The 23671-nt window shown below is 59.3% G+C and carries 19 protein-coding genes and 1 tRNA gene; 7 read left to right on the top strand and 13 right to left on the bottom strand.

Annotated elements, in window-relative coordinates:
- Positions 1-122: 122 nt before the first annotated feature.
- The 9 genes from typA to IGW03_RS02650 form a co-directional block, all read right to left on the bottom strand.
- Positions 123-1958, bottom strand: a complete 1836-nt coding sequence (gene typA / locus IGW03_RS02690) for a translational GTPase TypA (protein WP_194720947.1) — start codon at positions 1956-1958, stop codon at positions 123-125.
- A gap of 152 nt (positions 1959-2110) precedes the next feature.
- Positions 2111-3049, bottom strand: coding sequence for a tRNA pseudouridine(55) synthase TruB (truB, locus tag IGW03_RS02685; RefSeq protein ID WP_194720946.1), 939 nt, complete (start codon positions 3047-3049; stop codon positions 2111-2113).
- A 50-nt stretch (positions 3050-3099) separates the two neighbouring features.
- On the bottom strand, positions 3100-3489 hold the full coding sequence (rbfA, locus tag IGW03_RS02680; RefSeq protein ID WP_194720945.1) for a 30S ribosome-binding factor RbfA: 390 nt from the start codon (positions 3487-3489) through the stop codon (positions 3100-3102).
- Positions 3490-3819: 330 nt separating this feature from the next.
- Positions 3820-6654: a translation initiation factor IF-2 gene (infB, locus tag IGW03_RS02675; protein ID WP_194720944.1), complete on the bottom strand. Its 2835-nt coding sequence runs from the start codon at positions 6652-6654 to the stop codon at positions 3820-3822.
- 50 nt (positions 6655-6704) lie between these two features.
- A complete protein-coding gene (nusA, locus tag IGW03_RS02670) occupies positions 6705-8264 on the bottom strand; it encodes a transcription termination factor NusA (RefSeq protein ID WP_194720943.1) in 1560 nt (519 codons plus the stop codon).
- Positions 8261-8746: a ribosome maturation factor RimP gene (rimP, locus tag IGW03_RS02665; RefSeq protein WP_194720942.1), complete on the bottom strand. Its 486-nt coding sequence runs from the start codon at positions 8744-8746 to the stop codon at positions 8261-8263. Before rimP ends, nusA begins: the two co-directional genes overlap by 4 nt.
- A gap of 284 nt (positions 8747-9030) precedes the next feature.
- Positions 9031-10629 (bottom strand): 23S rRNA pseudouridine(2605) synthase RluB, encoded by a 1599-nt coding sequence (gene rluB / locus IGW03_RS02660; RefSeq protein WP_194720941.1) that lies wholly within the window; start codon positions 10627-10629, stop codon positions 9031-9033.
- On the bottom strand, positions 10607-11440 hold the full coding sequence (scpB, locus tag IGW03_RS02655; RefSeq protein WP_194720940.1) for an SMC-Scp complex subunit ScpB: 834 nt from the start codon (positions 11438-11440) through the stop codon (positions 10607-10609). Before scpB ends, rluB begins: the two co-directional genes overlap by 23 nt.
- A 151-nt stretch (positions 11441-11591) precedes the next feature.
- Positions 11592-11668: transfer RNA gene (locus tag IGW03_RS02650), tRNA-Met, on the bottom strand.
- Positions 11669-11838: 170 nt separating this feature from the next.
- Between IGW03_RS02650 and IGW03_RS02645 the strand changes: the two genes are divergently transcribed.
- Complete coding sequence (locus IGW03_RS02645) at positions 11839-12414, top strand: NUDIX hydrolase (RefSeq protein WP_194721201.1); 576 nt, start codon at positions 11839-11841, stop codon at positions 12412-12414.
- A gap of 88 nt (positions 12415-12502) precedes the next feature.
- On the opposite strand, the gene IGW03_RS02640 is transcribed toward IGW03_RS02645, so the two are convergent.
- Positions 12503-13705: an ammonium transporter gene (locus IGW03_RS02640; RefSeq protein WP_194720939.1), complete on the bottom strand. Its 1203-nt coding sequence runs from the start codon at positions 13703-13705 to the stop codon at positions 12503-12505.
- Between the two features lie 182 nt (positions 13706-13887).
- Between IGW03_RS02640 and aat the strand changes: the two genes are divergently transcribed.
- From aat to IGW03_RS02625, 3 genes are all read left to right on the top strand, one after another.
- Positions 13888-14610 carry a leucyl/phenylalanyl-tRNA--protein transferase gene (gene aat, locus IGW03_RS02635; protein ID WP_194720938.1) on the top strand — a complete coding sequence of 241 codons (723 nt, stop codon included), beginning with the start codon at positions 13888-13890 and terminating at the stop codon, positions 14608-14610.
- Positions 14611-14720: 110 nt separating this feature from the next.
- Complete coding sequence (locus IGW03_RS02630; protein ID WP_194720937.1) at positions 14721-15455, top strand: arginyltransferase; 735 nt, start codon at positions 14721-14723, stop codon at positions 15453-15455.
- Positions 15456-15578: 123 nt separating this feature from the next.
- The gene (locus IGW03_RS02625) at positions 15579-16622 is read left to right on the top strand and encodes a quinone-dependent dihydroorotate dehydrogenase (protein ID WP_194720936.1); all 1044 of its coding nucleotides are present in this window, start codon (positions 15579-15581) and stop codon (positions 16620-16622) included.
- Positions 16623-16718: 96 nt separating this feature from the next.
- Here IGW03_RS02625 and clpA read toward each other — a convergent pair whose 3' ends face one another.
- Together clpA and clpS are read right to left on the bottom strand one after the other, a co-directional pair.
- Positions 16719-19019, bottom strand: a complete 2301-nt coding sequence (clpA, locus tag IGW03_RS02620) for an ATP-dependent Clp protease ATP-binding subunit ClpA (protein ID WP_194720935.1) — start codon at positions 19017-19019, stop codon at positions 16719-16721.
- Entirely contained in the window at positions 19016-19324 is a 309-nt protein-coding gene (clpS, locus tag IGW03_RS02615; RefSeq protein ID WP_151636641.1) for an ATP-dependent Clp protease adapter ClpS, read from the bottom strand. Before clpS ends, clpA begins: the two co-directional genes overlap by 4 nt.
- 335 nt (positions 19325-19659) lie before the next feature.
- Between clpS and cspE the strand changes: the two genes are divergently transcribed.
- The 3 genes from cspE to IGW03_RS02600 all read left to right on the top strand — a co-directional run bounded on the left by cspE (position 19660) and on the right by IGW03_RS02600 (position 22083).
- Positions 19660-19863 (top strand): transcription antiterminator/RNA stability regulator CspE, encoded by a 204-nt coding sequence (gene cspE / locus IGW03_RS02610; RefSeq protein ID WP_057292838.1) that lies wholly within the window; start codon positions 19660-19662, stop codon positions 19861-19863.
- A 222-nt stretch (positions 19864-20085) separates the two neighbouring features.
- On the top strand, positions 20086-21441 hold the full coding sequence (locus IGW03_RS02605; protein ID WP_194720934.1) for a cache domain-containing protein: 1356 nt from the start codon (positions 20086-20088) through the stop codon (positions 21439-21441).
- A 12-nt stretch (positions 21442-21453) separates the two neighbouring features.
- Positions 21454-22083 carry a response regulator transcription factor gene (locus tag IGW03_RS02600; protein ID WP_194720933.1) on the top strand — a complete coding sequence of 210 codons (630 nt, stop codon included), beginning with the start codon at positions 21454-21456 and terminating at the stop codon, positions 22081-22083.
- 103 nt (positions 22084-22186) lie between these two features.
- Here IGW03_RS02600 and icd read toward each other — a convergent pair whose 3' ends face one another.
- Positions 22187-23440, bottom strand: a complete 1254-nt coding sequence (gene icd / locus IGW03_RS02595; protein WP_194720932.1) for an NADP-dependent isocitrate dehydrogenase — start codon at positions 23438-23440, stop codon at positions 22187-22189.
- Between the last annotated feature and the right edge of the window lie 231 nt (positions 23441-23671).

Here is a 23671-nt window from a genome sequence, read left to right as displayed (position 1 = left end):
TTGACAAGAATTGGCACTGCATAAAAATCCGCCCGGCTACCCTTTCGGGGGCCGGGCGTCTTGCACTGATTCGGCATGATTGCACGGTCCTTTTCGAACCGTGCAAAGGCAAGCTCAATGCATCATGCGGCTTCGCGCGATGCCTTCTTGCGCTCATGCTCCTTCAGGAAGCGCTTGCGCAGGCGGATGCTCTTGGGCGTGATTTCGACCAGCTCATCATCCTCGATGAATTCCACCGCGTATTCCAGCGTCAGCTGGATCGGCGGCACCAAGCGCACCGCTTCGTCGGTACCGGAGGCACGCACGTTGGTCAGCTGCTTGCCCTTGATCGGGTTGACGACGAGGTCGTTGTCGCGGGAATGAATGCCGATGATCATGCCTTCGTAGACCGGGTCGTTGTGGCTGACGAACATGCGGCCGCGATCCTGCAGCTTCCACAACGCGTAGGCCACGGCAGCGCCGTCGTCCTGGGAGATCAGCACGCCGTTGCGACGGCCTGCCAGTTCCGGCTTGTTGGTATCGACAGGCGCGTAGTCGTCGAAAATATGGCTCATCAGGCCTGTACCGCGCGTCAGTGTCATGAATTCGGACTGGAAGCCGATCAGGCCGCGCGCCGGAATGCGGTATTCGAGGCGCACGCGGCCCTTGCCGTCCGGTTCCATGTTCTGCAGGTCGCCGCGGCGGCGGCCGAGTTCTTCCATGACGCCGCCCTGGTGGGAATCTTCCACATCGACGGTCAGCAGCTCGTACGGCTCGCACTTGACGCCGTCGATTTCCTTGAACACCACGCGCGGACGGGATACCGCCAGCTCGTAGCCTTCGCGGCGCATGTTTTCGAGGAGAATGGTCAGGTGCAGTTCGCCGCGGCCGGAGACTTCGAACGTGGTGTCGTCGCCGGTATCGGTGACGCGCAGCGCCACGTTGGACTTGAGTTCGCGGTCGAGACGGTCGCGGATCTGGCGGCTGGTGACGAACTTGCCTTCGCGGCCGGCCAGCGGCGAGTTGTTAACCAGGAAATTCATGGTCAGCGTCGGTTCATCGACCTTCAGCATCGGCAATGCGTCCGGGGCATCGGGCGCGCAGACGGTGCTGCCGATGCCGAGTTCTTCGATGCCGTTGATCAGCACGATGTCGCCGGCCTGGGCTTCATCGACCAGCATGCGCTCCAGGCCCTTGAACTTGAGTACCTGGTTGATGCGCGCCTTGATCGGTGTGGAATCGGGACCGTTCATCACGATCACGTCCTGCAGCGCCTTTGCGCGGCCGCGCTTGATGCGGCCGATGCCGATCTTGCCGACGTAGGAGGAGTAGTCGAGCGAGGAAATCTGCAGCTGCAGCGGGCCGTCCGGATCGTCGTCGCGCACCGGGACGTTTTCCAGCACGGAGTCGAACAGCGGCTTCATCGTGCCTTCGCGGACTTGCGGATCGAGGCTGGCGTAGCCGTTCAGTGCGGAGGCGTACACCACCGGGAAATCGAGCTGTTCTTCGGTCGCGCCCAGCTTGTCGAAAAGTTCGAACGTCGCATTGATGACCCAGTCGGGACGTGCGCCCGGACGGTCGATCTTGTTGACCACGACGATGGGCTTGAGGCCCAGGCCGAGCGCCTTGCGCGTCACGAAGCGCGTCTGCGGCATCGGGCCTTCGACCGCATCCACCAGCAGCAGCACGGAGTCGACCATCGACAGCACGCGCTCGACTTCACCGCCGAAGTCGGCGTGGCCGGGCGTATCGACGATGTTGATGTGCGTGCCTTCATACTCGACCGCGCAGTTCTTGGCCAGAATGGTGATGCCGCGCTCTTTCTCGAGGTCGTTGGAATCCATTACGCGATTGTCGATTTGCTGATTTTCGCGGAAGGTACCCGACTGGCGGAGCAGCTGGTCAACCAGAGTGGTTTTGCCGTGGTCGACGTGAGCGATGATGGCGATATTGCGCAGTGCGCGTTTTGTGTTTGACATGGTGGTTTAGTGCGGACTCGAAGAACCGAAAATTATAGCATGCTGCGACGCATTAAATTTCAAAAATACTTGTTTTTCAATGGCTTGCATCGCCTCGGGAGCTGTATGGACAGGAGCGGACGAAAAAGATTCGCGCTTCGTTCAGCCTTTTTTCAGGCCTGCGGCAGCGACGCGACCAGCCTCTCCGGCGCAAGTACGCCGTAGGGCATGAGCTGCGCCGTTCCGAGCAGCTGGCCGTTGTCTTTCCGATATACGCGAACCCTGCCTTTGGCGCTTGGCAGGCTGACATCCTCCTTGCCAAGCGGCAGGCGCTGTCCGTGCAGAAAGCGTGTTGCCAGCATGGACGACAGGCGTATCTCGGGAAAAGTGGACAATAATGCATCGACAGGCGCCAGCATTGCCGGCCTGTCGGTCTCCGCCGCGGCTTCCAGGCTTTGCAGCGTAGCGGCCCCCGCGAGCGTCAAGGCGCCGACGCCGGTGCGCCGCAATTCCTTGAGATGCGCGCCGCACCCCAGAGCTTTGCCGATGTCTTCGCCCAGCACGCGGATATAGGTGCCCTTGCTGCAAGTGACGCGCAGCCGAAGGAAAGGCGCCTGGTAGTCGAGCAGTTCCAGATGGTGGATCGTGATGCTGCGTGCGGCGCGCTCGAGCGTGATGCCGGCGCGTGCATATTCGTAGAGGGGTTTGCCGTCGCGCTTGAGCGCGGAGTGCATCGGCGGTACCTGTTCGATGCAGCCACGAAAACCCGCCAGCGCCTGTTCGATCTGCGGCAGGGTGACACTGACTTCGCCAGTCGCAACGACGGCACCTTCGGTATCGCCGGTGTCGGTCGTGATGCCCAAGTGCACGACAGTTTCATACGTCTTGTCGGCTTCCAGCAGATCTTGCGAAAACTTGGTGGCCTCGCCGAAGCACAGCGGCAGCAGGCCGGTAGCGAAAGGATCGAGCGTGCCCGTATGGCCAGCCTTCTTCGCGCTCAACAGCCATTTCGCCTTCATCAGCGCGTCGTTGCTGGACATGCCGGCGGCCTTGTCCAGCAGAAGCACGCCGTCTACCGGCACGCGAATTTTCTTGGGGCGTTGTTGCGCCATATGATTGGATTGCACTCATGCTGCGGCGCCTGGCGCCGGGTTGACTACAGTTATTCGGGATCGAAGTCCGCGGCGCGCGAGGCGTTTGCCTGGTCGATCAGCTTCGAGAGTTCCATGCCCCGCGCGGTAGAGCGATCGTGCACGAAATGCAGTTCGGGAATGGTGTGAATGGTCAGCCTGCGGCCGAGCTGGCCGCGGATGTAACCCGACGCCTTGTGCAAGCCGGACAAGGTGTTCTTGATTGCTTCCTCGTTGTCGACGAGCGTCGTGAAGAACACCTTTGCATGCGCGTAATCGGGCGTTACCTGCACTTCGGTGATGGTGATCATGCCGACGCGCGGATCTTTCAGTTCATACGCGATGATTTCGGCAAGATCGCGCTGGATCTGATCGGCGACGCGCACACCGCGGCCGGGTATGGATTTGCTATGTTTGGCCATGCTATGACTTCCTTGCTTACTGGCTATTGTTGTCGTTGTCGGGGTGGCGGTCCCACTGGGCGGCATCGGGAACGGCGCTGAGGGCAGCACTGACGCTTGCGGCACCAAGGACGATCCGTATCGTGTTTCAGTATCCGGATCTCGGATCCCCTGGCTACATGGTAGCCAGACCGAGGTGAATCGCAATCGTTTTCAAGCAATGCCGGCAACGTCAGAAAACACGCACCCCACAAACATCATGCGCCGCCGTATTCCTCATACGGCGGCGCATGCTTGGTTGCTGCCTTTTGCAACTTGCGTGTCAGCCTGAGCGCGAAGCGCGCCTGCAGCTTACAGCGTCCGCGCGACTTCCTGCACCTCGAAGACTTCGAGCTGGTCGCCTTCCTTGATGTCGTTGAAGTTCTTGAGCGACAAGCCGCATTCAAAGCCTGCCTTCACTTCCTTTACGTCATCCTTGAAGCGCTTGAGCGAATCCAGTTCGCCTGTCCAGACCACGACATTGTCGCGCAGCAGGCGCACGGACGAACCGCGCTTGACGAGGCCGTCGAGCACATAGCAGCCTGCGATCGAGCCGACCTTGCTGACGTGGAAGACCTGGCGAATTTCGACCAGACCCAGTGCCTGTTCGCGCTTCTCGGGTGCCAGCATGCCGGACATCGCCGCCTTGATCTCGTCCACCGCATCGTAAATGATGTTGTAGTAACGAATGTCGATGCCGCTCGTCTCGGCCAGCTTCCTTGCCGATGCATCGGCGCGCGTGTTGAAGCCGATGATGACGGCTTTCGACGCGACAGCGAGGTTGACGTCGGATTCGCTGATGCCGCCGACTGCGGCATGAACGATCTGCACGCGGACCTCGTTGGTCGACAGCTTCTGCATCGCATGCACGATGGCTTCCTGCGAACCCTGCACGTCGGCCTTGATGATCAGAGGCAGATTCTTCACTTCGCCTTCAGCCATCTGCTCGAACATGTTTTCGAGCTTCGCCGCCTGCTGCTTGGCCAGCTTCACGTCACGGAACTTGCCCTGACGGAACAAGGCAATTTCACGTGCCTTACGTTCATCTGCCATCACCATGACTTCTTCGCCGGCTGCCGGCACTTCAGTCAGGCCCTGGATTTCGACCGGAATCGACGGACCGGCATCGGCAACGTTCTTGCCGTTTTCATCGAGCATGGCGCGCACGCGGCCATACGACGAACCTGCCAGCACGACGTCGCCGCGCTTGAGCGTACCCGACTGCACCAGAACCGTTGCCACCGGACCGCGGCCCTTGTCGAGCTTGGCTTCGATGACCAGTCCCTTCGCATGCGCATCCACCGGTGCCTTGAGTTCCAGCACTTCGGCCTGCAGCAGCACGTTCTCCAGCAGATCGTCAATGCCCTGGCCGGTCTTGGCCGACACCGGAATGAACGGCGCATCGCCGCCGTAGGCTTCGGGCACCACTTGTTCCGCGATCAGTTCCTGGGTCACGCGCTCGGTGTTGGCGCCCTGCTTGTCGATCTTGTTGATTGCGACGACGATGGGCACTCCTGCCGCCTTGGCGTGAGAAATCGCCTCCTTCGTCTGCGGCATCACGCCGTCGTCGGCTGCAACCACCAGAATAACGATGTCGGTCGCCTTGGCGCCGCGTGCACGCATCGCGGTGAACGCTTCGTGACCCGGCGTATCCAGGAAGGTGATGATGCCGCGCGGCGTTTCCACATGGTAAGCGCCGATGTGCTGGGTAATGCCGCCCGCTTCGCCTGCCGCAACCTTGGCGCGGCGGATCGAATCCAGCAAGGAAGTCTTGCCGTGGTCGACGTGGCCCATGACGGTCACCACCGGTGCGCGCGGCAATGCCTCGGCATCGCTGTGTTCGCCGGCCTGCTCCAGCAGGGCTTCCGGATCGTCCAGCTTGGCTGCAAATGCCTTGTGCCCCATTTCCTCGACCAGGATCATTGCTGTTTCCTGATCAAGAACCTGGTTGATCGTCACCATCTGTCCGAGCTTCATCAGATGCTTGATGACTTCGGAGGCCTTCACTGCCATCTTGTGCGCCAGTTCCGCGACCGTGATCGTTTCGGGCACATGCACATCCTTGACCACCGCTTCGGTCGGCACCTGGAAGTTGGACTCGTGGCGGTCGTCGCCATGCGACGAGCGGCGACCCTTCGGTCCGCCGCGCCATCCGTCACGGCCGCCCGGAGCCGGCGTGGCTGCGCCGCCGCGAGTCTTGATGCCGCGCTTCTTGGCAGCGTCGTCCTGCCAGGTCGACGACACGTTGGCCGACTTGATGGACTTCTTGTCGGCAGTGCCGGTCGCCGGTTTCTTGTCGTCTTTCTTCTCGCCGGGTTTCTTTTCCGCCGGCTTGTGCAAGGTACCTTCGGCTGCCTTGGCGGCAGGCGCTGGAGCAGGTGCCGGTTCCGGCGCTTTCATCACGCGCCGCGGCTGGCTCATCATGGCCTTGATCTGCGCCACTTCATCCGCTACCGCCTTGCGCGCTCGCTCGGTCGCCGCAGCCCGCTCGGCCGCAGCCTTTGCTTCCTGTTCCGCGACTTTTTTCTTCGCCTCTTCGTCAGCCGCCCGCTTGCGCTCCTCGGCAGCGGTCATGTCGGCCTTGGCCGCCTGAGCGGCACGTTCGGCCGCGACGCGCGCTTCCTCGGCGCGCTTGGCCTCTTCCGCTTCACGCTGCGCCTTGGCCTGCGCTTCCTTTTCCGCTTCCAGGCGGGCAAGACGCTCCTGCTTTTCGCGGAGTTCCGCTTCCTGGCGCGCAATCAGCTCGGCCTGGCGGCGCTCTTCTTCCGCCCGACGCTCGATTTCCGCCTGGTCAACGACCGGAGCCGCAGCCTCCTTCGGTGCAGCTTCCTCTGTCGCAGGTTCGTCACGCTTGATGAAAGTACGCTTCTTGCGCACTTCGACTTGAATGGTGCGCGACTTGCCGGTGGCATCGGCCTGCCGGATTTCCGTCGTTTCCTTGCGGGTCAGCGTGATTTTCTTCTTCTCGCCTTCCGGCGTACCGCCATGGGAGCGGCGCAGGTGATTCAACAGCTTATCCTTGTCTTCCTTGGACAAGATATCGGACGCCGAACTCTTCTCGACGCCTGCAGCACGCAGTTGCGTCAACAGCAAGTCTGCGGGCATCTTCAGTTCGGTGGCAAATTGGGCTACGTTGTTACTCGCCATTCAGTCCTCTTTTCTATGTAGCACGACGGATGTTAGTGGAGCTTTCTTCATCATTTAGATTCGGCAAGCTCCCGTGCCTTGGCTTGCAGTGCCCTGGCGCGATCGTCGTACTTTGCGTCGATCAGACGCATTTCATCATCGGTTACGTCTTTAAACTGGGTTTCGATCAGCTCGCGTGCGCGTTCGACCGGCAAAGCGAGAATCGAGCCAAACTCGTCATAGGCCAGATTGGCAAATGCGCCGAGCGTCTTGATTCCTGCGAGGCCGAGCTTGCCGGCTATTACGCGATCGATGCCGTCGAGATTGGCGAGGGAATCATCCATGCCCTCCAGCCCTTCCTCGGAAGCAATGGCTTCCGTGACGAGCGCGTCGCGCGCGCGGTTGCGCAGTTCATTGACCGTGTCCTCGTCGAAGGCTTCGATATCAAGCATCTCCGAGATGGGGACGTATGCAATTTCTTCCAGACTTGAAAAACCTTCTTCAACGAGGATGTCAGCCACTTCCTGGTCGACATCGAGTTTTTCCATGAACAGCGTCCGGATCACCGCAGTTTCCGCCGCTGATTTGTCAGCCGACTCTTCGGCAGTCATGATATTGATCTGCCAACCGGTCAGTTCGGAAGCGAGCCGCACGTTCTGTCCGCCGCGGCCAATGGCGATCGCCAGATTCTCTTCGTCGACGACCACGTCCATCGCATGCTTCTCTTCATCCACCACGATCGACGACACATTCGCCGGCGCCAGCGCACCGATCACGAACTGTGCCGGGTCTTCCGACCAGAGAACGATATCGACACGCTCGCCGCCCAGCTCGCCGGTCACGGCCTGAACGCGGGAACCGCGCATGCCGACGCAGGTACCGATCGGGTCGATGCGCTTGTCGCTGGTAAATACGGCAATCTTCGCGCGTACGCCGGCATCCCGGGCTGCCGACTTGATCTCAAGCAGGCCCTGCTCGATTTCGGGGACTTCCAGCTCAAACAGCTTCATGATGAATTCCGGCGCGGTGCGCGACAGAATCACCTGCGGTCCGCGCGCATTGCGATCGATACGCAGGATGTATGCCCGCACGCGGTCGCCGATGCGCAGGTTTTCCTTGGGAATCATCTGATCCCGCGGCAGGCGCGCTTCGATCTTGCCCGATTCGACGATGGCATCGCCGCGCTCCATGCGCTTGATGGTACCGGTGACCAGCGAATCGCCGCGCTCGAGGAAGTCGGCCAGGATCTGTTCGCGCTCGGCGTCGCGGATGCGCTGAAGCACAACCTGCTTGGTGTCCTGCGCAAAGCGGCGGCCGAATTCAACCGACTCGATCGGCTCTTCGATATAGTCGTCGATTTCGATATCGGGAATCTGTTCCTTGGCTTCGAAGTGCAGGACTTCCTGGTCGGGCAACTGAAGGCCTGCTTCGTCGGGAACGACATGCCAGCGACGGAAGGACTCGAATTCCCCGGTTTCGCGGTCGATGGAAACGCGGACGTCGACTTCGCCGTCATAGCGCTTCTTTGTCGCTTGAGCAAGCGCATGCTCGAGGGCTCCGAAGACGATTTCCTTATCGACATTTTTTTCTCGTGCCAGAGCATCAACCAACAGCAATATTTCGCGACTCATCCTTTGCGACTCCTAAAATCCACTTTCGGCACCAAGCGTGCCTTGTCCACGTCGGCGAGGGTAAATTCCAACATCGCCGGTCCATCTTTTCCTTCAAATTCCAATTTCAGCATGTCGCCCTCGGGCTCATGCAGCACCCCCTGAAAGGACTTGCGGTTGGCGGCTCCGGGCATCGGCATGCGCAGCTTGACCACTGCCTCCTGACCTGCGAAGCGGACATAATCCGACAGCTTCTTCAAAGGCCGATCCAGCCCCGGGGAGGAAATTTCCAGCCGTTCATAGCTGGCATTCTCCACCGTCAATACATGGGAAAGCTGGTGGCTGACCTTTTCGCAGTCTTCCACCGTAATGCTCCCCTTGTCCGCCGCCTCGGGCGGAAAGTCGATATAAACGCGCAGCAAGCCATGGGCCGCCTGTTCGAGGTCGACCAGTTCATAACCCATGCCCGTCACGGTTTTTTCAACCAAATCCAGCAACCGCAAGCCACTCTCCAAAACGCACGCGTCGAGTGCAAAAATGCCGACGCAAACTGTTTAACAAAAAAAAAATGGGCATCTGCCCATCCTTTTTATGATTTGGCCAACTTCAGCCGTCATCCCCGACGAAACTCGCGATAGCGAGCGCGAATTTCGTTAACTCTCTAATTATAAACAATTAGGTAGGGCATCGCAATCAAGAAGACGGGCTGAAACCGGCCAAAGATGCCGGAAAACGACCAACCCGCCTTGCAAGGCGGCATGACTGCCGCAGAAGGATATGTCGACGCCTAGCCGCGCGAGCGCCGGCGCTGCATGCCGCCCATGGTTTGGCCGCGTCCCTGCCCACCGGCGTGGCGCCGCCCGTGGCCGGCATCGGGAAATCCCAGCGCCGTCTGCAGCGGATCCGGCTGACGGTTGCGCGGCTGCCCCTGCTGGGTGCGCTGATTGCCCCGCGCGGGATAGGCCGCTCCACGCTTGGCAGTCTGAGCCCTGTCATTTCCATTGCTGTTGCCGTTGCGGTCGCCACGCTGCTTGGTACCCGAAGACTGGCCGGAAGGCTTTTCCAGTCCGCTCAGGTTCATCAGGTCCCGCACGCTGTGCTCGTCGAGTTCTTCCCAGCGCCCGCGCTTGAGACCGCTCGGCAGGGTCATTACGCCGTATCGGGTACGGATCAGCCTGGATACCGTCAGGCCGACGGCTTCGAACATGCGGCGGACCTCGCGGTTGCGCCCCTCACCGATCGTCACGCGATACCAACGATTCACGCCTTCGCCGCCGCCGTCGGCGATCTTCGAAAACTGCGCAGTGCCGTCTTCGAGCTCGACCCCGGCAAGCAGGCGCTGCCGCATGCCTTCCTCCAGCTCCCCCAGGGTACGAACGGCGTATTCACGCTCGATGTTGTACCGGGGGTGCATGAGACGGTTGGCGAGGTCGCCGGAAGTCGTAAAGAGCAGCAGACCTTCCGTATTGAAGTCCAGGCGGCCGACGGCAAGCCATTTGCCGGCTTTCATCGTCGGCAGATTGGCGAAGACCGACGGGCGGCCTTCGGGATCGTCATGACTGACGATCTCGCCGGCCGGCTTGTGATAGATGAGCACTCGCGGCGGACGCTTGCTGATCTTGCGCTGCACCAGCTTGCCGTTGATGCGGACCTGGTCCGTCGGCAGGATGCGCTGACCGATATGCGCCGGCTCGCCGTTCACCGAGACACGGCCGGCGATGATGAGTTCTTCCATGTCGCGCCGCGAGCCCAGGCCCACTTCGGCAAGCACCTTGTGCAGCTTGGGCGCATCGTCCTCGGCGGTGAGGTCACGCCGAACCGGTTTGCCCGCACGCGCGTCGCGACGCGCTCCCTGGCCTTCCGATTCCGCGGAAACGTCAAATGCGCCGGAAGTCACGAGGCTGAAGATATCATCGGCATTACCTGCCTTCGCACGCGCCTGAGCACCCTTGACCGCAGGTGCGCCCTTTTTGCCTGCCTGCCGGGCACGCGGCGATGCCGCGCTTTCCCTCTCTGTCGGGCCCGCGTTCCGCGCCCCCTCGTCACGAAGGCCGCCAGGACGCTGGCGGCGCGTCCTTTTCTGCTCGCCCGATCCGGTATCGGCGGACTCCGCTTCCGAAGCAGGCGCGCCCGCGCCTGCCTTGCGCGCACGCTCGCGCAAGTCGCCGTCTTCAGCAACTGCGGATGCATCCGCTTCGGCGGTGCGCGGCGCGCGTGTGCGGCGCAGGCTGCGCGGCCCTCTTACTCCGCGCTTGACCGGCTTTTTCCTGTCGTCGCCCGCTGCTTCGCCGGCCGACGCATCGTTCTGCGTCTGTTCGCCGGACGTCATTCTCGGCTCGAGATCGGCGGGGGCCGCCGCAACATCATTTTGGGAAGGAGGGTTCATCGTTGGATTCTTTTTGTTGCGGGCTGTGCGTTGCGTCATCCTGGGTTTCCGTGACAGGTGCAGCATCTGGTGGCGAGATGTCCGCTGTCGGAGCGAAGGCCATCTCCGAAGACGATGCCGACGGCTCAAGGGCCGGTCCTGGGGCCGGTTCGGTATTTGAAGAGGCAGGTGCCTGGGAAGCCGGGGCTTCGGCAGCGACCGCGCCCTGGTCCAGCCCTGCCTGGATTTCTGATTGAAGAGCCTGAAGTTCAGGCAAGGTTCCGCCTGGCATGTCGTCTTTGCCAACTTGCTGCAAAGGCGGCAACTGGTCCAGCGAAGTCAAACCGAGGTCGTCGAGGAATTGTCTTGTCGTTGCAAACAGCGCCGGGCGTCCCGGCACATCGCGATGACCGATTGCCTCGATCCAACCACGATCTTCGAGCATCTTGATGGTTTGAGAGTTCACCGTCACACCGCGAATTTCTTCAATATCACCACGCGTCACCGGCTGCCGGTACGCGATGATCGCAAGTGTTTCAAGGGTTGCGCGCGTGTATTTGGGAGGCTTTTCGGGATTGAGCCGCTCAAGATATTTTTTCATCTCGGGGCGGCTTTGAAAACGCCAGCCGGTGGAAAGGCTGACAATTTCGATACCCTTGTCGGTCCAGTCGTTGCGCAGTTCTTCAAGGATCGCCTTGATCGTATCGGCGCCGACCTGATCATGACCTTCGTCGCTTTCCGCGAACAGTTTTCTCATGTCGCTGATCGACAATGGCTCATGTGCGCAAAGCAACGCTGTTTCGAGGACTTTCTTAGCCTCAATAGTATTCATGTTCTTGCGTTTGTTCTTTACCAGCTGCTGAAGTTATCGTCAACGACAGACATTTCGCAATGCTGCCCGGTCAGAGAAACCTGTTGATGCTTTCCGGCGCCCGATTGATTGGAGGAGTAATGAGGGCGGGAATTGAAAGACTTTAAAGACTTGGTTGCGGGGACAGGATTTGAACCTGTGACCTTCGGGTTATGAGCCCGACGAGCTGCCAGACTGCTCCACCCCGCGTCTGAAGAATGAAAGTATAGCTCGTATTGACAAGCGGCGCAATTGCAACTTCATCTGTGGTGATACACTTGTCATGCGCGATCCCTCATTGTTCGGTTAAACACCTGTTCCGGAGGCGCACGCGGTCTGAAGCCTTCCCGGTCGGCACAATAATTACTTGTCTCCCTTCTATGAAATTCTGCTCTGAATGCGCACACCCCGTTTCGCTACTGGTCCCTCCCGATGACAACCGTCCGCGCTTCGTCTGCGAGCAGTGCGGCACCATTCATTATCAGAACCCGAAGATGGTGATCGGCTCGATACCGGTCTGGGAAGAAAATGGAAACATTCGCGTATTGCTTTGCAAGCGCGCCATCGAACCGCGCTACGGATACTGGACCCTCCCCGCCGGCTTCATGGAAAACAGCGAGACGACGACGGAAGCCGCCTTGCGCGAAACCTTCGAAGAAGCGGGAGCGCGCATTCAGCTGCATGACCTCTTCTCGCTGCTCAATGTCCCCCACGTCCATCAAGTGCACATGTTCTACCGCGCGACGCTCCTCGATCTGGACTATCAGGCAGGCATCGAGAGCCTTGAAGTGGAGTTATTTGCCGAACATGAGATCCCCTGGAGCGATATCGCCTTTCCGACGGTCGGCCATACATTGAAGGCATTTTTTGCCGATCTGGCACGCATCCGTACCGAAGGCGGCAGTTACGGGCTGCACACGGAAGACATACGCAAACCCATGCGCCAGACTGATTGAATCGATGGCCCGGGCATTGACACGAACCGTCCCGGAGCGCCGCCCCCCCCCAAGACGGTTCCTCATGCCTCAATAGACCTTCAATCCGTCACCAGTTCGTTTCCCGTTCCGGCGTCGCGCTGATCTTGTGGATCGACAGATCGGCGCCGTTGAATTCCTGTTCGGGATCGAGACGTATTCCCACCGTCGCCTTCAATACGCCATAGATGAGCGTGCCGCCGGCAGCTGCGATGGCAACGCCCAGAAGCGTGCCCAGCAACTGCGACATGAAGGACACGCCGCCCATGCCCCCCAGCGTGGACTGGCCGAAAATGCCCGCCGCAATGCCGCCCCAGGCGCCGCACAGTCCATGCAGGGGCCAGACGCCGAGCACGTCGTCGATCTTCCATTTGTTCTGGGTCAGCGTAAACATCCATACAAACACCGCTCCCGCCATACCTCCGGTGATCAGCGCACCCAGCGGATGCATGAGATCGGACCCGGCGCAGATCGCCACGAGCCCGGCAAGCGGTCCGTTATAGGCAAAACCGGGGTCGTTCTTCCCAAGGATGACCGCAACCAGCGTGCCGCCCACCATGGCCATCAGCGAATTGAGGGCGACAAGGCCATTGATCTTGTCGAGCGTTTGCGCGCTCATCACATTGAAGCCGAACCAGCCGACCGCAAGAATCCAGGCGCCGAGCGCGAGAAAGGGAATATTGGATGGGGGATGCGCGGCAATGGCGCCGTTCTTTGCATAACGTCCGCGGCGGGCGCCGAGAAACACAATGGCCGGCAATGCAGCCCATCCTCCGACCGCATGCACGACGATGGAACCGGCGAAATCGTGGAATTCGGCGGAGAACATGGCTTTCAGCCAGGCCTGGATTCCGAAGCGCTGGTTCCATGCAATCCCCTCGAACAATGGATAGACGAAGCCGACGAGCAATGCGGTCGCCACCAGCTGAGGATGAAACTTCGCCCGTTCCGCGATGCCGCCGGAAATGATGGCCGGGATCGCCGCCGCGAACGTCAGGAGAAAAAAGAACTTCACCAGTTCAAAGCCATTGCTGGCCGACAGCGTGGAAGCATCGGCGAAAAAGTTGACGCCGTAGGAAATGCCGTAACCTATGAAAAAATAGGCAATGGTCGATATGGCGAAATCGACTAATATTTTGACCAGGGCATTGACCTGGTTCTTCTTGCGCACCGTGCCGAGCTCAAGAAAGGCGAACCCTGCATGCATTGCGAGAATCATGATGGCGCCGAGCAAGACAAATAGGGCATCGGCACCGCTTTTTAACCCATCCATGCAAAAACTCCCTGTAAAAGTGCAGAATATTTTATTGGCGCCAATTTCTAGCAAGAATTATTCCATTTTGGTGCAATTATGCAAGTCACTGTTTACAAAGAAAAAGATATTCCTGGCAATTTTGCCAAGGTCTCATTCCGCACCGCCCGCGTGCATTTTAGCGTTCCATTTTGGGGAGAGGCATGATTCCCTGGCTTGAGTCAAACACGCCTTTTCCGGACGTTTCCACTGCGCTGACCGAGCGTGACGGTGCCGCCGGCTTGCTGGCGGCGGGCGGCGATCTCTCGCCTCGGCGTTTGCTGGAAGCCTATCGGCACGGAATTTTTCCCTGGTTTTCGGAAGGGCAGCCCGTGCTCTGGTGGAGTACGGACCCGCGCATGGTGCTTTATACCGAGCGCTTCACTGTTTCACACAGCCTGAAAAAAACCTTGAAAAAAGTGCAAAAGAGCATGGACACCGACGGCCGCTGGCAGATCAGGTTCGACTCCGCGTTCGAGCAGGTGATGCAGGCGTGCGCCGCGCCGCGCAAGGATGGCGCAGGCACATGGATTTCGGCAGACATCATGCGCGGCTATTGCGCCCTCCATCGCCGCGGCTATGCCCACTCCTCCGAAGTCTGGCTCGACGGTCGGCTGGTGGGCGGAGCTTATGGGGTCTGCATAGGCCGCATGTTCTACGGCGAATCGATGTTTGCGCGCGTCTCCGACGCCTCCAAGGTCGCGCTGGCATATCTTGTGCATTTTTTGAAATCGAATGGCGTGGAGATGATCGACTGTCAACAGGAGACGTCCCATCTTGCATCGCTGGGGGCTGTTCCGATTTCGCGGCAAACTTTTTTGTCGCACCTCAGGACGGCCATCGAAAAGGAACCGATCACGAACTGGCAGCCGCTTGCGCTGTCTTGACTCCTGACAGGAGACCGCAAAAAACCTCATGACGGTATTCCAGTCGGTGTAAATTACAGAATGTACCGTTGCGCCGACTCCGGCCGGCATCGCAGTCAGTCAACACGCCTATGACGCACTTAAAAGATCTGCCTTTTGCAACACTCCAGTTCTACGCCACGGCTCCCTATCCCTGCAGCTATCTGGATAGCCGCCAGGCGCGCTCCCAGGTTGCCACGCCCTCTCACCTGATCAATGCCGATGTCTATTCGGAACTGGTCAAGAACGGCTTCCGCCGCAGCGGCATTTTTACCTACCGCCCCTATTGCGACGGCTGCCAGGCCTGCATTCCGGTCCGCGTCAGTGTGGCCGATTTCGCCGGCAATCGCAGCCAGCGTCGGGCATGGCGCAACCACGGCGACCTCACGACATGGGTGACTACGCTGACCTATGTGCCGGAACACTATGAGCTTTACCTGCGCTACCAGGCGGCTCGCCACGCCGGCGGCGGCATGGACCAGGACAGCCGCGATCAGTATGCGCAGTTTCTCCTGCAGAGCAAGGTCAATACGAGGCTGGTCGAGTTCCGCGATCCCGACGGCATACTGCGCATGGTCAGCATCATCGACGTGCTGAATGACGGCTTGTCCTCGGTCTACACCTTCTACGACCCTGACTTGCCGGGTGCTTCCTTCGGCACCTACAACATCATGTGGCAGATCGAGCAGGCCAGACGGCTGGACATGCCCTATGTTTATCTGGGCTACTGGATACGCGACAGCCAGAAGATGGCCTACAAGGTGAATTTTCAGCCCATGGAGGCGCTGGTGCGGGGCAAATGGCAAGCCTGGCACGCTGACATCTGAACACAGGCTGGGCGCTACCTGCGTTCGCCGGCGGGCGCAGGGGTAGAATAGCGGCTTTTCAAAAAGCAACCGGACAGCAGGCAGCCGCAGTACTGCCCCCGGAGCCATCGACCCTCGACCGCCATGCCCGACAAGCTTCTCTACTCACTAGCCCGCCCGCTTCTTTTCAGTCTTGATCCCGAAGCTGCACATAATCTCACCCTGCCCTGGCTGAAGAAAGCATCAAGGCTTGGGCTGACCAGCATCATCAGCCGCCCCCGTCCGGATCCCAGGACAGTCATGGGGATTACCTTTCCCAATCCGGTCGGCCTTGCGGCCGGGCTGGACAAGGATGGCGCCTACATCGATGGACTGGCTTCGCTTGGATTCGGCTCGATCGAGATCGGCACGGTAACGCCGCGTGCCCAGCCGGGAAACCCGCTGCCGCGGATGTTTCGCCTTCCGCAGGCCAACGCCATCATCAACCGCATGGGTTTCAACAACGGCGGCGTGGATGCATTCGTTGCCAATGTCCAGGCATCCAGGTTCTTCCAGAACAGGGAAGGCGTGCTCGGCCTCAACATCGGCAAGAATGCGGATACGCCGATCGAGCGCGCCGCGGACGACTATCTTCACTGTCTGGCAAAGGTCTATCCTTACGCAAGCTACGTGACCGTCAACATCTCCTCCCCCAATACCAAGAACCTGCGCCAGCTGCAGGGCGGCTCGGAGCTCGACTCCCTGCTGGCGGCATTGAAGGATGCGCAGCAGCGGCTTGCGGACCAGCACAAGCGCTATGTGCCGATCGCATTGAAAATTGCACCCGATATCGACAGCGAGCAGATCAAGACCATCGCGGCCACCCTGCTGCGGCATCGGATGGACGCGGTCATCGCCACCAACACCACCATCACGCGGGATGCGGTCAGGGGCCTGGCCCATGCGGAGGAAACGGGCGGCTTGTCGGGTGCGCCGGTGTTCGAATTGTCGAATGCCGTCATCAGGGGACTGAAGTCCGAGTTGGGCGACAGCCTGCCGATCATCGGCGTGGGCGGCATTCTCTCGGGAGATCATGCGAAGGCAAAATTCGATGCCGGCGCCTCGCTGGTGCAGCTGTACACCGGCCTCATCTACCGCGGCCCGACGCTGATCAGGGAGTGTGCAGCCGCACTGCAGCGGACTCGGTAACTGGCGGCATGATGGCCTGACGAAGCTGCAAATAAAAAACCCGGACCGCTCGCGCAGTTCCGGGTTTTTTCAGGCCTTCGCAAGCCTGCGATCGGATTACTCGACTTCCAGCGTTTCTTCCGGAGCGGACGGCGGAGGCACATCCCCTTCGGCAAAGTCGAGCTTGATCTGCTCCTTGTCGTCCATATCCACCGTCACGCGGCCTCCGGACACCAGGCGGCCGAACAGCAGTTCGTCTGCCAGCGCCTTGCGGATCATGTCCTGGATCAAGCGGGACATCGGCCGCGCGCCCATGAGCGGATCGAAGCCTTTCTTCGCGAGGAACTTGCGCAGGCTGTCGGTAAAGACCGCATCGACCTTCTTCTCATGCAGCTGCTCTTCCAGCTGCATCAGGAACTTGTCGACCACGCGCAGGATGATTTCCTCATCGAGCGGCCTGAAGCTGATGATCGCATCAAGACGGTTCCGGAATTCCGGTGTGAACATCCGCTTGATGTCGGCCATCTCGTCGCCGGCTTCCTTCTTGTCGGTGAAGCCGATCGAACGCTTCTGCAGGCTTTCCGCGCCGGCATTCGTCGTCATGATGATGATGACGTTGCGGAAATCCGCCTTGCGGCCGTTGTTGTCGGTCAGCGTGCCATGGTCCATGACCTGCAGCAGGATATTGAAGATATCCGGATGCGCCTTCTCGATTTCATCGAGCAGCAATACCGCATGCGGCTTCTTCGTGATCGCTTCGGTCAGCAGACCGCCCTGGTCGAAGCCGACGTAGCCCGGAGGCGCGCCGATCAGGCGGCTTACCGCATGACGCTCCATGTATTCCGACATGTCGAAGCGGATCAGCTCGATGCCCATGATGAAGGCCAGCTGCTTCGCCACTTCGGTCTTGCCCACGCCGGTGGGCCCTGAGAACAGGAAGGCGCCGATAGGCTTGTCGGTCTTGCCGAGACCGGCACGCGCCATCTTGATCGCCGAACCCAGAGCCTCGATCGCCGGATCCTGGCCGAACACGACATTCTTCAGGTCGCGGTCGATGGTCTGCAGCTTGGTGCGGTCATCCTGGTTGACCGACTGCGGAGGAATACGCGCAATCTTGGAAATGATTTCCTCAATCTCGGGCTTGCCGATCGTCTTCTTCTGCTTGGACTTCGGCAGGATGCGCTGTGCAGCGCCGGCCTCGTCGATCACGTCGATCGCCTTGTCCGGGAGATGCCTGTCATTGATGAAGCGCGCCGCGAGTTCCGCAGCCGAAGTCAGCGCCGAGGCGGAATATTTCACGCCATGGTGCTCCTCGAAGCGGGACTTGAGTCCGCGCAGGATCTGGACGGTCTGCTCGACCGTCGGCTCGTTGACGTCGATCTTCTGGAAACGGCGCGACAGCGCGTGGTCTTTCTCGAACACGCCACGGAATTCCGTGTAGGTGGTTGCGCCGATGCATTTCAGCTGGCCGCTGGACAGAGCCGGCTTGAGCAGGTTGGATGCATCCAGCGTGCCGCCCGATGCCGATCCGGCACCGATGATCGTGTGGATTTCATCGATGAACAGGATGCCGTTCGGGTTTTCACGCAGCTGCTTCAGCACGGCCTTCAGGCGCTGTTCGAAATCGCCGCGGTATTTGGTGCCCGCGAGCAGTGCGCCCATGTCGAGCGAATAAACCACGGCATTCTGCAGCACTTCGGGAACGTCGCCCTGAGTTACCCGCCATGCCAGGCCTTCGGCAATCGCGGTTTTTCCGACGCCGGCTTCGCCGACGAGCAGGGGATTGTTCTTGCGGCGGCGGCAGAGCGTCTGGATCACGCGCTCCACTTCCGACTCGCGGCCGATAAGCGGATCGATCTTGCCTTCGGAAGCCATCTTGTTCAGGTTCTGGGTGAACTGATCAAGCGGGCTTTCCTTCTGCTGCCCCTCGCTCTGAGCCTCTTCCGAGCCTTCGGGCGCCTTCTGGGAATCGACCTGCTGGTCCTTGCGCACGCCATGGGAAATGAAATTCACCACGTCAAGACGCGTGACTCCCTGCTGGTGCAGATAGTACACGGCGTGGGAATCTTTTTCACCGAAGATGGCCACCAGCACGTTGGCTCCCGTCACTTCCTTCTTGCCGTTGGAAGCAGACTGGACATGCATGATGGCGCGCTGGATCACGCGCTGGAAGCCCAGTGTAGGCTGGGTATCCACTTCGCTCGTGCCCGGCACGGTCGGCGTATTGTCGCTGATGAAGTTTGTCAGCGTCTTACGCAGATCTTCGATATTGACTGCGCATGCGCGCAGCACTTCCGCCGCCGACGGATTGTCGAGCAGCGCGAGCAGCAAGTGCTCGACCGTAATGAACTCGTGCCGCGCCTGACGGGCTTCGACAAAAGCCATGTGCAAACTAACTTCAAGTTCCTGCGCAATCATGCTTCCTCCATCACGCATTGCAGGGGGTGTCCTGCTTTTCTCGCGTGGGTTAATACCAATTCTACTTTAGTGGACGCTATGTCTTTCGGATAGACGCCGCACATTCCTTTTCCGTCACGATGAACCTTGAGCATGATCTGCGTCGCGGTTTCTCGGTCTTTGTTGAAGTACTCCTGGATGATCGCGACAACAAATTCCATGGGCGTATAGTCGTCATTCAAAAGTAAGACCTGATACATCGGCGGAGGCTTGAGCTTCTGCTCTTGCCTAGCAATTACCGTACCGTTGTCATGCTGAGTTGCCATGCGTTTAATCTAAAACTTTCCACCGACGCCATGCGCCCTGGTAAAAGATATTCCATACGTATACTGATCTTACGCCCTTTCTGCGTATTGCGCAGATAATGCCCGATCGCCCAATTTCAAGAATTCTATTCTGCATTTCGATTGCAAAAACTCAAAAAGTCCAATGGAACTGCCTTGACTTTTATATTTTTTGCAGGAACAATGGTATCAGTTGACAAACAGAGCATTATGTTATTGTCAATGTGAAGTGAGCAAGTTATAAGAGGGGGCAGCGTGTCGCGAGGCTTCTTGCTTTTACGGCTCGTGTGATTAGTTATTATTTGAAAGACGCTTTTATGGCAACAGGTACCGTCAAGTGGTTCAACGATTCCAAAGGCTTCGGATTCATCACTCCGGATGACGGCGGTGAAGATTTGTTCGCCCACTTCTCCGCAATTCAGATGAATGGCTTCAAGACTCTCAAAGAAGGTCAAAAGGTTTCGTTCGAAGTGACGCAAGGCCCGAAAGGCAAGCAAGCTTCCAATATTCAAGCCCCCTAATCACATCGATTAGCAAGAGCACGAAAAGCCCCGCCTCGCGGGGTTTTTTTCGCGCGCCATTTTCGCCCGATGCCCATCTCTTGTCGTATGCTCCTCCTATCTGGTGCTCCGGCCTGCATTTGCAAGAGGACTCCCCGGCACAGCGCCGCGCGTTACGCTTTTCCAGATTGGCATTGAAGACTTTTTACGTGCTTTCCGGAAATAGCGGTAAAGTTACGTGCCATGAAGCTTCGTCAGAAAATCCTGCTCCTTGCCATCACCCCGCTCATCGTTGCCCTGCTTGCCATCGCAGTCGCCGTGAGACATCAGGCCAACCTTCTGGCGCAGCAGCAGCGCGCCTCGGTCGAGACGGCCTACGTGGCAAGCAAGGAAGCGGAACTGAGCCACTATGTCACTCTTGCCACTCGCTCGATTGCCCATCTCTACGATTCGGGCCTGGACGACGACGAAACGAAAACCAAGGCCATCCACATCCTGGCGTCGCTCGATTATGGAGACGACGGATACTTCTTCCTCTACGACCTGTCAGGCAAAAGCCTCATGCACCCGCGCCTGCCCGAGATTGTGGGCAAGAACCTGTGGGAGCTGCGCGACCCGGAAGGCAATCCCACAATCCAGAAGCTGATTGCACAGGCCAAGTCCGGCGGCGGCCTGGTCCGCTATCTCTGGGAAAAACCTTCCACGCAAAAAATGGCGCCGAAGCTGGGATATGTCGTCACGCTCGAGCGCTGGGGCTGGATGCTGGGTACCGGAATTTACCTGGATGATGTCGATAATGCACTGGCAAAGATCGATGCCCAGAATTCCGTCAACATTCGCAGCACCATGCTGTGGATTGCAGTCATTGCAATTGCCAGCGCCCTGACGGTAGCGCTCTCCGGACTGGCCTTGAACATCAGCGAACACCGGGTCGCCGATGCCAAGCTTCGCGTCCTTGCCCAGCGCGTCGTGCGCTCTCAGGAAGAAGAAAGGGCACGGCTGTCGCGCGATTTGCATGACGGCATCAGCCAATGGCTCGTTTCGATCAAGCTGCAAGTCGAATCCGGGATCGCCAAGCTGGCTGCGCATGCCTCGCAGCCGGAGATGGCGCGCATGTCGTTCGACCGCGCCGCCAACCAATTGAACGATGTGCTCGGCGAAGTGCGGAGAATATCCCATGACCTGCGCCCCGCCCTGCTTGACGACCTGGGTCTGGCCGCGGCACTCGACCACCTGGCGAGCGAATTCCGTGAACATACTTCCATTCATGTTGAATTTATTTCCGAAGGCAATACGGATGGCTTGTCGGATATTGCCAACACGGTCATGTTCAGGATTGCCCAGGAAACCCTCACCAACATCAAGCGCCATGCCGATGCATCTTCGGTGCGTATCCGCCTCGCCGGCAACAAGCAGGAAGTGAGTCTCTACATTGCCGATAACGGCATCGGCTTCGATGTCGCCGGTGTGGCGCAGCATCCCAAGCGCGGCATCGGCCTGCGCAATATGCATGAACGCGTCAATACCGTCGGCGGCAAACTGGAGTTAAGCTCTTCCGGCGAAGGCACGACAGTCATTGCCATACTTCCTCGCGTGTAACCCGATCAAATCATGCAGACCCCGCCCTTTGTACATATCCTGCTCGTCGACGACCACCCCCTGGTGCGCGACGGCTTGCGCGCCCGGCTCGAAACCATTCCTCATTTCGAAGTCGTGGCCGAGGCCGGCAACGCCGCCGAAGCATTGGAACATGCCGCAAGCAAGACCATCGATCTCGTGCTGATGGACATCAACCTGTCGGGCATGAACGGCATCGAACTGACCGGCCGCTTCAACGCCCTTTACCCGGAAATTGCGGTGCTGATGCTGAGCATGCATGACAAGGCCGAATATGTAATGCAGGCCATCCAGGCAGGCGCGCGGGGTTACGTCCTCAAGGATGCGCCAGCGATGGACATCATCACGGCGATCGATGCCGTGATGTCCGGAGGCATCTACTACAGTGCGGGACTGGCGAAACAGCTGGCGCGGCCGATGCCGCCGGCGCTGCTGCTGACGCCGCGCGAAAGGGAGGTCCTGCAATGCATCGCAACCGGCAAGTCGAACAAGCATATTGCGCGAGACATGAGCCTGAGCGTGCGAACCATAGAAACACATCGGCTGAACATCAAGCGCAAGCTTGGCATCGAAGGCCAGGCGGACCTGATCCGGTTCGCGCTCGAACAGACGCAGATCAGATAGAGATAGACATGGAAACGGAAATGCAAAAAGGCCGGAGCATTCCGGCCTTTTCATTGCTTCCTGTCGTCTCTGCGGACGGGCATGTCGAAGCCCGCCGCTCGAATTACATGTTCGAAATCATGACATCGCCGAAACCCGAGCAAGACACCTGGGTGGCGCCATCCATCAGGCGCGCGAAGTCATAGGTGACCTTCTTCGAGGTGATCGACTTTTCCATCGACGTGATGATCAGGTCCGCCGCTTCTGTCCATCCCATGTGACGCAGCATCATTTCCGCCGACAGAATCACCGAACCCGGGTTGACGTAATCCTTGCCGGCGTATTTCGGCGCGGTGCCGTGAGTCGCTTCAAACATGGCGACGGAATCGGACATGTTTGCGCCGGGAGCGATGCCGATGCCGCCCACCTGCGCGGCAAGCGCGTCGGAGATATAGTCGCCGTTCAGGTTCAGCGTCGCGATCACGCTGTACTCATTCGGACGCAGCAGGATCTGCTGCAGGAATGCATCGGCGATCGAATCCTTGATGGTGATTTCCTTGCCCGTCTTCGGATTCTTGAACTTGCACCACGGACCGCCGTCGATCAGCTCGGCGCCGAATTCCTTCTGCGCCAGGCCATAGCCCCAGTCGCGGAAGCCGCCTTCGGTGTACTTCATGATGTTGCCCTTGTGAACGAGCGTCACCGAGGGCTTGTCGTTATCGATGGCATACTGGATCGCCTTGCGAACCAGACGCTCGGTGCCTTCGCGGGAAACCGGCTTGACGCCGAGGCCCGAGGTATTGGGGAAGCGGATCTTCTTGACGCCCATTTCCTTGACCAGGAAATCGATGAGCTTCTTGGCGCCGTCGGAGCCTTCGGCCCATTCGATGCCGGCATAGATGTCTTCCGAGTTCTCGCGGAAGATCACCATGTCGGTCTTTTCAGGCTCGCGCACCGGCGAGGGCACGCCCTTGAAGTAACGCACCGGCCGCAGGCAGACATACAGGTCGAGCTCCTGGCGCAGCGCGACGTTGAGCGAGCGGATGCCGCCGCCTACCGGCGTGGTCAGCGGTCCCTTGATGGACACGACATAGTCCTTCAACACCTGCAGGGTTTCCTCGGGCAGCCAGACATCGGGGCCGTACACCTTGGTGGATTTTTCGCCTGCGAAGATTTCCATCCAGCTGATCTTGCGCTTGCCGCCGTATGCCTTGGCCACTGCGGCGTCGACCACCTTGATCATTACCGGGCTGATGTCCACGCCGGTACCGTCGCCTTCGATATAGGGGATGATCGGGTTATCCGGCACGTTCAGGGAAAAATCGGCATTAACGGTAATTTTTTGGCCGTCGGCAGGCACTTTGATATGTTGATACATCGTAGGCTCCGGGGGTTGGGAGTAAAGAAAAAGCCGTCTCTTACTTTAACTTTTGTCTTGAAGCGAAGTTCGCTCTCGCATCTGTCTTGCGTCAGATACAAGACGGGCTTGCCTGTTATGCACCACTATTCTACTGGATACCATGGTTTTTGATTTGGCTGCCGGACTGTGACCGCTCTTCCGATTCGGGCATACCCGCCGGATGCCATGCCAGGCTTGCGGTTGTCGAAC

It is taken from the genome of Noviherbaspirillum malthae, assembly GCF_015352985.1.
Classification (GTDB): Bacteria; Pseudomonadota; Gammaproteobacteria; order Burkholderiales; family Burkholderiaceae_D; genus Noviherbaspirillum; species Noviherbaspirillum malthae.
The sequence above is the reverse complement of the archived record's forward strand: the minus strand, read 5'-3'. Positions and strand labels throughout refer to the sequence as shown.

Bases quoted from the DNA above. Each gene is read 5' to 3' on its own strand.
- rbfA (WP_194720945.1), bottom strand. From the start codon at position 3,489: ATGGCCAAACATAGCAAATCCATACCCGGCCGCGGTGTGCGCGTCGCC.
- nusA (WP_194720943.1), bottom strand. From the start codon at position 8,264: ATGAGTCGCGAAATATTGCTGTTGGTTGATGCTCTGGCACGAGAAAAA.
- IGW03_RS02630 (WP_194720937.1), top strand. From the start codon at position 14,721: ATGACGCACTTAAAAGATCTGCCTTTTGCAACACTCCAGTTCTACGCC.
- cspE (WP_057292838.1), top strand. From the start codon at position 19,660: ATGGCAACAGGTACCGTCAAGTGGTTCAACGATTCCAAAGGCTTCGGA.
- truB (WP_194720946.1), bottom strand. From the start codon at position 3,049: ATGGCGCAACAACGCCCCAAGAAAATTCGCGTGCCGGTAGACGGCGTG.
- aat (WP_194720938.1), top strand. From the start codon at position 13,888: ATGATTCCCTGGCTTGAGTCAAACACGCCTTTTCCGGACGTTTCCACT.
- IGW03_RS02625 (WP_194720936.1), top strand. From the start codon at position 15,579: ATGCCCGACAAGCTTCTCTACTCACTAGCCCGCCCGCTTCTTTTCAGT.
- rluB (WP_194720941.1), bottom strand. From the start codon at position 10,629: ATGAACCCTCCTTCCCAAAATGATGTTGCGGCGGCCCCCGCCGATCTC.
- infB (WP_194720944.1), bottom strand. From the start codon at position 6,654: ATGGCGAGTAACAACGTAGCCCAATTTGCCACCGAACTGAAGATGCCC.
- IGW03_RS02645 (WP_194721201.1), top strand. From the start codon at position 11,839: ATGAAATTCTGCTCTGAATGCGCACACCCCGTTTCGCTACTGGTCCCT.
- scpB (WP_194720940.1), bottom strand. From the start codon at position 11,440: ATGAATACTATTGAGGCTAAGAAAGTCCTCGAAACAGCGTTGCTTTGC.
- clpA (WP_194720935.1), bottom strand. From the start codon at position 19,019: ATGATTGCGCAGGAACTTGAAGTTAGTTTGCACATGGCTTTTGTCGAA.
- typA (WP_194720947.1), bottom strand. From the start codon at position 1,958: ATGTCAAACACAAAACGCGCACTGCGCAATATCGCCATCATCGCTCAC.
- IGW03_RS02640 (WP_194720939.1), bottom strand. From the start codon at position 13,705: ATGGATGGGTTAAAAAGCGGTGCCGATGCCCTATTTGTCTTGCTCGGC.
- clpS (WP_151636641.1), bottom strand. From the start codon at position 19,324: ATGGCAACTCAGCATGACAACGGTACGGTAATTGCTAGGCAAGAGCAG.
- IGW03_RS02605 (WP_194720934.1), top strand. From the start codon at position 20,086: ATGAAGCTTCGTCAGAAAATCCTGCTCCTTGCCATCACCCCGCTCATC.
- icd (WP_194720932.1), bottom strand. From the start codon at position 23,440: ATGTATCAACATATCAAAGTGCCTGCCGACGGCCAAAAAATTACCGTT.
- IGW03_RS02600 (WP_194720933.1), top strand. From the start codon at position 21,454: ATGCAGACCCCGCCCTTTGTACATATCCTGCTCGTCGACGACCACCCC.